This window comes from Photobacterium sp. OFAV2-7 (assembly GCF_022347985.1).
In the GTDB taxonomy this organism is placed as follows: Bacteria; Pseudomonadota; Gammaproteobacteria; order Enterobacterales; family Vibrionaceae; genus Photobacterium.
In genome coordinates this window covers 1-8,094 of the sequence record NZ_JAKRFQ010000131.1, presented here as the reverse complement: position 1 = coordinate 8,094, position 8,094 = coordinate 1, and the positions used below count along the sequence as shown (strand labels likewise).

The 8,094-nt window shown below is 49.9% G+C and carries 7 protein-coding genes; 4 read left to right on the top strand and 3 right to left on the bottom strand.

Annotated elements, in window-relative coordinates:
- Together pepD and MHN01_RS09660 are read right to left on the bottom strand one after the other, a co-directional pair.
- Positions 1-1,017 (bottom strand): beta-Ala-His dipeptidase (pepD, locus tag MHN01_RS09665; protein ID WP_239411160.1); only part of this gene is annotated, 1,017 nt, incomplete at its 3' end.
- Positions 1,018-1,148: 131 nt separating this feature from the next.
- Positions 1,149-2,792, bottom strand: a complete 1,644-nt coding sequence (locus MHN01_RS09660) for a methyl-accepting chemotaxis protein (RefSeq protein WP_239411159.1) — start codon at positions 2,790-2,792, stop codon at positions 1,149-1,151.
- A 1,008-nt stretch (positions 2,793-3,800) separates the two neighbouring features.
- Between MHN01_RS09660 and MHN01_RS09655 the strand changes: the two genes are divergently transcribed.
- Positions 3,801-5,090, top strand: coding sequence for an NCS2 family permease (locus MHN01_RS09655; RefSeq protein ID WP_160657867.1), 1,290 nt, complete (start codon positions 3,801-3,803; stop codon positions 5,088-5,090).
- A 53-nt stretch (positions 5,091-5,143) separates the two neighbouring features.
- Complete coding sequence (gpt, locus tag MHN01_RS09650; RefSeq protein WP_075763786.1) at positions 5,144-5,602, top strand: xanthine phosphoribosyltransferase; 459 nt, start codon at positions 5,144-5,146, stop codon at positions 5,600-5,602.
- Between the two features lie 93 nt (positions 5,603-5,695).
- Here gpt and MHN01_RS09645 read toward each other — a convergent pair whose 3' ends face one another.
- The gene (locus tag MHN01_RS09645; protein WP_160657870.1) at positions 5,696-5,995 is read right to left on the bottom strand and encodes a hypothetical protein; all 300 of its coding nucleotides are present in this window, start codon (positions 5,993-5,995) and stop codon (positions 5,696-5,698) included.
- Between the two features lie 377 nt (positions 5,996-6,372).
- On the opposite strand from MHN01_RS09645, the gene frsA reads away from it, so the two are divergent.
- On the top strand, positions 6,373-7,632 hold the full coding sequence (frsA, locus tag MHN01_RS09640) for an esterase FrsA (protein ID WP_239411158.1): 1,260 nt from the start codon (positions 6,373-6,375) through the stop codon (positions 7,630-7,632).
- A gap of 168 nt (positions 7,633-7,800) precedes the next feature.
- Positions 7,801-8,094: sigma factor-binding protein Crl (gene crl, locus MHN01_RS09635; RefSeq protein ID WP_239411157.1), on the top strand; the 294-nt coding region annotated here is incomplete at its 3' end.

Here is an 8,094-nt window from a genome sequence, read left to right as displayed (position 1 = left end):
TTCGATGTCATCACTCATGCGAAGTACACCGTTCGGGCAGGCATTCAGTACCGCATAGAAACGCTTCTGCGCTGTTTCAGTCAGTACGTCAGCAGGCAGTTCTGCAGGCTCTACAAACAGGTTGATGTCGGTTTCGACTTTGCCCAGTTCAGCACTCAGAATTGACTGGTAGTGGGTGAATAGCTCGTTTAGTTTGTCAACGTTGGCTGCCGGTAGTGTTGCCAGGGCAAAGGCTTCACGTGGGATTGCATTACGCAGGCTACCGCCAGTCAGGCTAGTCAGGCGTAGGCCTAGCTCTTCAGCGTGGGCGAACAGGAAGCGACCCAGCAGTTTGTTGGCATTGCCACGACCGGTGTGAATATCACAGCCAGAGTGACCGCCTTTCAGGCCTTTGATCACTAGTTTAACCGCTGCATGTTCAGCCGGTACTGCCTCACGCTCAATATCCAGCGTGATCGAACCGTCGACGCCGCCAGCACAGCCCATGTACACTTCACCCTCTTGCTCTGAGTCAGTGTTCAATAGGATATCGCCTTCCAGCCAGCCTTCTTCCAGACCAAAAGCACCTGTCATACCGGCTTCTTCATCGATAGTCAGCAGGACTTCCAACGGACCGTGCTCAACATCTTTTGCAGCCAGCACAGCCAGACATGCGGCCATACCCATACCGTTGTCAGCACCTAGGGTCGTGCCCTTGGCTGTAACCCATTCGCCGTCGATATAAGGCAGAATCGGATCTTCTGTGAATTCGTGCTCAGTGTCTTCATTTTTCTGCGGCACCATATCAATGTGTGCCTGCAGAACAACACCTTTACGGTCTTCCATGCCCGGAGTAGCAGGTTTTTTGATAAAGACGTTACCGACCGCATCACGGCGTACATCTAGTCCTTCACCTTCGGCAAATTTGATGATGTGCTGAGCGAGTAGCTCTTCATGCTTTGATGGGTGGGGAATTGAACAGATTTGATCGAAGAATTGCCACACAGGTTGCGGTGACAGTTGACTGATTTCAGACACAGCAGTCTCCCTTATAAACTATTGGGCTTAAGCGATTCACTAGCTGAATATTAGCCAGTGAGCTAGATTATCTAGCAGAATAAACTATCGCGATTGCTTCAAGGATACCACTGTGTCTGAAACGTGGACAGTTAAATCTTAAATTGCGAAATATGGGCGTTAAGATTGTGACCGCTCGCAAGAAGTTGCTCACTGGCGGCTGATATTTGCTCCCCTTGCTGAACGGTTTTTTGGCTGTGTTCCGTCAGCTGGGCAAGGTTGCCATTGATCGCTTCGGCAGCCTGAGTTTGTTGGGTGCTGGCGTCGGCAATATGTTGGTTGAGCTCACGGATAGTGGTGATCTGCTCGCCGATGGTAGTCAGCGTCCGGGCAACGTCATCGGCATGCCTGGCGGTACTGGCTGATTGCTCTCGGGTTTGCACTAGGGCTTCACTGACCTCTATGGCCCGGGCCTGGAGGCTATCAATGATTTCTTCGATTTCGTTGGTGCTGGCCTGAGTGCGGGTCGCCAGGGTACGTACCTCGTCGGCAACCACGGCAAAGCCACGGCCCTGTTCGCCGGCTCTGGCGGCTTCGATAGCGGCATTGAGCGCCAGCAGGTTAGTCTGGTCGGCAATGCCCCGGATCACGTCGAGCACCGAGCCGATGGTTTGCGAGTCTCTGGCCAGTGCCTGAGCACTGGTATCGGTATTATCGAGCAGGTTGAGCAGGGCGTGCATTTCAGCCGAGGAATTAGAAACCACAGAGATACTTGTTTCGCTCTGTTGGTGGGCATCCATGGCGGCCTCTGCTGCCTGACGTGCCGACTGCGATACCTGCTGGTTACTGGTATGAAGCTGAAGCATGGCGGCGGTCACGCTGTCGACGCCTTTATGCGACTCTGTTGCGCTGTTGACTGTGTGGGTCGCGACGGCATTGAGCTGGGTGGAAGTAGAGCTTATTTGTTCGCTGACAGGGGAGATGTCCTTGAGCATAATGCTGATCCTGCCGGCGAAGGTGTTGTAGGCCCGGGCAAGACGGCTTAGCTCGTCATTACCATGGCAGGGAAGGCGGAGTGTCAGGTCGCCATCGCCTTCGGCAATATCCTGCATGGCCGAAAGAGTCTCTTCACAGGGGGCGGTGATGGAGCGACCAATCGACCATGCCATCACAAACATGATTGATAACGAGCCTAGCAGGATCAGCCCGAGCTGTTTCATTTCGGCATAGAACTGGGCCTGGACGTCGTCGACATAGATGCCCGAGCCGATAACCCATTCCCATGGCTGAAATCCTTTGACATAGGAAATCTTCTCTACCGGGACTTCTGAGCCTGGTTTTTCCCAGTAGTAGTCAACAAAACCGGCACCCTGTTGTTTGACCACTGCGATCATGTTTAAAAATAGCGGGTTACCGTGCGGGTCTTTAAAACCTGAGAGGTTCTTACCGTCCAATGAAGGCTTGAAGGGGTGCATCACCATGTTAGGTGCCATGTCGTTGATCCAGAAATAGTCTTTTTCTTCATACCGGAGAGAGGCGATTGCCTGCTTGGCTTGCTGCTGGGCATCGGCACGACTTAACACGCCTTGTTGTTCCTGTTGGTAATAATAGTGAAACAGACTGTGGGCAGACTCGACGAGGTGGCGGGTTTTGAGGCGTTTCTGCTCCAGCATGCTTGACTGGTAATTGGAAGCGAAAAGAAGCAGAGGGATGAGGGACAGTACCGTGATGGTGATCCCCAGTAAGTAAAGTCGCCGGCTGATAGATAGTGCTCTTAGCTTATATACGATGCCCATAGCCTGTCCCTGTCTTATTGTCGTTATTATTTCCCCAGAACCCTTAGGGTATTTCGCAGTGGCATAACAAATCAAGAACTCGCTCGTAACACTTTAGTCTCGAATTGCTAAAATTGTGCAGCTCGATTCTGTAATAAAATTACAAAAAAAAGAGGCGCTACGCACATAAAATAAAGAAGTGTGACGAAGTTAAAGAAAATGCTTGTAAGTTTATTACGCAAAGGGTATAGTTTACCCATCTTCTGGTGAAGACGAGATAACACAGTAAACCGCTCTAGGATGAGCCCGAGGTATCGCCTCCAAGGAACTGAGATTAAGTAAAGCCCTGATGGCTGAGCACTAAACGTTTTACGTGTTTTGATAACTTAATATTTATGGTGATAAAGATGAAAGCATTCGATTCAATTGCAAACTTTTGGAATAACCGCTCTGTGTTCACTGGTAACTTCCAGTACCCGAACTCTTTCGGCTATTAATTTATGATGTTGTGCCTGAGTCTTAGCGGTTCAGGCATGGTGTCCCGAGCAAGTATTGTTCACCCCCTTTATTGAGAATTTGGAATACCCGCTTTTCGGCTATTCAAGACATTCTTCCGCCACTCCTTATTGGAGTGGCGTTTTTTTATCTATCAAATCCCTTTTCTTTTCAGCCAAACCTTGCAGTTTTTAATGTTATAGCGGTGTATTCGATTACATAGCATCTTAGTTAATAAATTCATTATTAACTTGATGCATATTATCGTTTGCGTGCCAGTTGAAAAATTTGAGCGGTTAAAATATCAACATGATAATGCAATGTTAACTTAATGAAATTTATTGGTTTTTTCATTTTGTGGTTTCGCCTGGGTTGGTTTTTTATTCGGTTAAGCCTGTGTGCTACTGATAGTTGCGTTATTTTCTGGAAATTGCTTGCCAAGCGACATATAATCGCCCCCCAAAAATAGACTGCGCAAACGTTTTCTATTTTAACTTTAACCTAGCGCATATTATCTCCAAGGAACCGAGAGCAATGCTTGAGAAACTATTCAAACTGACAGAGCACGGTACGGATGTTCGCACCGAACTGTTGGCGGGTCTGACGACCTTCCTGACAATGGCTTACATTATTTTTGTAAACCCGACAATGCTTGCCACCACGGGGATGGACCAGGGGGCAGTCTTTGTCGCTACTTGTCTGGCAGCAATGGTTGGCTGTTTCATTATGGGCTTTGTCGCCAACTATCCGGTTGCTCAGGCTCCGGGGATGGGATTGAATGCATTCTTTACCTATGGCGTGGTTCTTGGTATGGGGCACACGTGGCAGGTTGCACTGGCTGCAGTATTCTTGTCTGGCCTGTGCTTTATTGCCCTGAGTGTGCTGCGTGTACGTGAGTGGATCATCAATGCGATTCCAATGGCTTTGCGGACCGGTATCTCGGCGGGTATTGGTCTGTTCCTGGCGTTCATTGCACTACAGAGCTCGGGCATTGTGGTCGATAACCCGGCGACGCTGGTTCATGTCGGCGATCTGACCAGCTTCCCGGCTGTGATGGCTTCCCTGGGCTTTTTCCTGACCATTGCGCTTGTACACCGTGGTTATAAAGCAGCGGTATTGATTGCCATTCTTTCGGTAACGGCCCTGGGCGTGCTGTTTGGTGATATTAGTTATGGCGGCGTTGTGTCGGCACCACCAAGCATAGCTCCGACCTTTATGCAGATGGATTTTAGCGGTGCACTTGAAGTGGGCCTGATTTCTGTTGTGTTTGCATTCCTGTTTGTCGACCTGTTCGATACCGCCGGCACGCTGGTCGGTGTGGCGACAAAAGCAGAGCTGATGGATAAAGACGGCAAGCTGCCGCGCCTGAATCGTGCGTTGCTGGCTGACAGTACGGCGACATCAGTGGGCGCGGTATTGGGTACGTCAAATACGACGTCGTTTGTCGAGAGCGTGTCAGGGGTGGCTGTGGGCGGTCGTACCGGGCTGACAGCCGTGACAGTCGGTGTCTTGTTCTTCCTGGCATTGTTCTTTTCGCCATTGGCAGGTATGGTTCCAGCCTATGCGACTGCCGGTGCGTTGTTCTATGTGGCCATTCTGATGATGTCAGGCCTGGTTAGCGTAGATTGGCGCGACTTAACAGAAGCGGCACCTGTGGTTGTCGTTTGCCTGTTAATGCCGCTAACATACTCCATCGCTGAAGGTATCGGCCTTGGCTTTATCACTTATGCTGCTGTTAAGGTTATGAGTGGCAAGGGAAGAGATGTAAATATTAGCGTATGGGTTATTGCAGCCCTGTTTCTTGCTAAAATTATCTTCTTATAACAGTTTATAAATATATCCAGCGACAATATCGCTGATTCAGAGGTTCATCGGATATGAGTAATAAGTTCATCATCACTTGGGACAACATGCAAATGTACACTCGTCAGCTGGCAGAAAAACTGCTTCCTGCTGATCAGTGGAAAGGTATTATTGCTGTTAGCCGCGGTGGTTTGGTTCCTTCAGCGATTTTGGCCCGTGAGCTTGGCATCCGTCACGTTGATACGGTATGTATCTCGAGCTACGACCATGATCACCAGCGTGAAATGAAAGTGTTGAAGCAGGCCGAAGGTGATGGTGAGGGCTTCATCGTTGTTGATGACCTGGTAGATACTGGCGGTACTGCCGAGATGATCCGTGCAATGTACCCGAAGGCTAAATTTGTCACTGTTTGTGCCAAGCCTGCCGGTAAGCACCTGGTTGATGACTACGTAGTGGATATTGCTCAGGACACATGGATTGAGCAGCCATGGGACATGGCCGTTACGTTTGTAGACCCGATTGCCAAACAATAGTTGCCGGTCGATGAGTGACTAAAAGGAGCCTAGATGGCTCCTTTTTTGTTTGCTAATCGTAACCGTGAGCACTCAGCCCTTATGGAAAGACGGTTAACGCATGGCTCTTATGTCAGAAAGAGATTCGCCGTTGGGCTTGTTGCGATAGAAATTATTGTAGTTGATTAGGTCAATCATATCGTGACCGGTCAACTTACACTTTCTGTCGAGTTTGGTTTGGTAGGAGCCTGGGATTTGCTCGCCTGAGCCATCGAGGCAGACGGCTATTTTGGCATTGACGGCGCCTGATGCAGCACCAGGATTACCGCCTAAAGAACCACCGTTACCACCACCGTTTGAAGCAAGTACTGAGCTAGAAAGAAGTAACAGACTTATACCGAGTATTTTTTTCATACATCAACCACCGTATAAAATACTAACAGTATTATCAGCATAGCCCAGGATAGAAAATCAGCCGGAGATCTGGCAAAAAGTGGCGTTACAACCTTCTTTATTCTCATTGTTGCGTCAAAGTAAGCGAATTAATTCAATGTTGCATTCATGATTTTGTCATCCGAGCCAAATACTTGCAGATCAACGGTAGGAGGAGGCTTTGCCATCTTTTTGTTTTTGCGCGCACACTGCAATTGACTGTTGGGTGGTATACTTTGGGTATAAATGTCATTGCGTATGCCGATGATTGCTTCCCGGTGGCGGTGTTATTCTCCTGAGTAAAAGGAGTGCCAAATGAGTCGTTGCGCATAGAAAGAATTCGAACAATGGAGCTTACCGTGTCTGAACCCTCTAAAACTAACTTATCCGAAAAGCTGTTTGCACCACGGCAAACCTCTAAAGAGACCTCTAGCCTGGTTAAGCTGGCTCATGTCGCATCTAAGCCAATGCATAACGCGATCGATGGTGACAGTGAGGCAGGGTGGTACCGGATCTTAAGGCGTCCGCAATGGGCATGGCAGGGAATCGACCCGATTGAGATGGAGGCGATTCTTGCGCGGATGGCAAACTCCGAGGCCCAGCGAACCGATGACGAGCTGCTCGATACCGTGATTGGCTACAAACCCGGTAACTGGATTTATGAGTGGAGTCAGTCTGGCGCCATGTACCATAAGACAGCCCGGGAGCTGGTTAAGGCGGATAAGAAAGACAAGGCGGGACAGGTGCTGCTGACTGCCAGTATGTACTACAGTATCGCGGCTTACCCTCATCTAAAAGGGGATACACTGGCGGCACAGGCAGAGCTCCAGGCGAACCAGACCTATCGTGAAGCCATGGAGTATATGCCCCATAAAATGAAAACGATCGATGTCAAATACGAAGGTAAGACGTTCCAGGCATTCATTCACCTGCCTTGCACCGATAAATTGCTGCCAACCGTGATTGTCAGCGGCGGGCTCGACACCCTTCAGTCAGACTTGTGGCGCCTGTACCATGATTACCTCGGACCGGCCGGTTTTGCCATGGTTACTCTGGACATGCCGTCTGTCGGCCACAGTGCCCCCTGGGCTTTGACGGAAGATACCAGCCGGTTACATCAGGCATTGTTACAGCAAATTCGCGACGTGCCCTGGGTCGACCATAACCGTGTTGCCATGCTGGGGTTGCGCTTCGGGGGCAATGCCGCAATCCGCCTTGGGTTTATTGAACCAACCCGACTGAAAACGTGCATCAGCCTTGGCGGAGCAATACACAGTGTACTGGCTGATCCCAAGCGGCTTGATGCCATGCCCCGAATGTATCTCGACATGATTGCCTCGCGAATGGGTAAAAAAGGGGTATCCAGGGCCAGCCTGACCTCTCATCTTCCTGCCTGGTCGCTCAAGCAGCAGGGCTTGCTGGGGCGCCGTAAGACCGAAGTGCCAATGCTGGGGATCAGCTTGAAAAATGATCCTGTTTGTACCGACTTTGATAACCAGCTGATTGCGATGTCCAGCCGGGGTGGTAAGGCAATAACGCTTCCGGAAAAACCCCTCCACGATGGGTATCACCGTGCCTTGGAAACAGTGGTGGACTGGTTGAAAGAAAAACTAGCCTGAGGACTGCGTTATCAGTCGTGCTATTGTAAATAAAATGTTGCTATCTCTTGGCTTTATGGCTTAAATGGAATAACGAGTGACAAAAGCTGGGCAGTGATGATCCCTGGCTTTTGTCTGGCACCCGATGGATGCTGTTATTGTGTTATTGACTATGGATGGAGATACGCTATGACGACTACAACAACATTTCCGCCACATGGGCGCTTGATGACGAAGCTTACTGCACTTGGCCCCTATCTGCGCCAGCAACAGTCTTCCGAGGGCCATTTCTTTTTTGACTGCCTTGCCAGTTGTATCAGTGCCAAGAAAGAGCCGGAAGAGCGTGAGTTCTGGGGCTGGTGGCTGATCCTGACTGCGACAGATACCGGTTTCGAATACCATTACTATTTTGGCCGCTATGACAGTGCTGGAGAGTGGCTGAAAGAGACGGTGCCAGCCAAGCATGAGCAGGCAGTCCTTCAG

Coding starts and splice junctions, on each gene's coding strand:
- MHN01_RS09660 (WP_239411159.1), bottom strand. CDS start 2,792: ATGGGCATCGTATATAAGCTAAGAGCACTATCTATCAGCCGGCGACTT.
- MHN01_RS09655 (WP_160657867.1), top strand. CDS start 3,801: ATGCTTGAGAAACTATTCAAACTGACAGAGCACGGTACGGATGTTCGC.
- gpt (WP_075763786.1), top strand. CDS start 5,144: ATGAGTAATAAGTTCATCATCACTTGGGACAACATGCAAATGTACACT.
- MHN01_RS09645 (WP_160657870.1), bottom strand. CDS start 5,995: ATGAAAAAAATACTCGGTATAAGTCTGTTACTTCTTTCTAGCTCAGTA.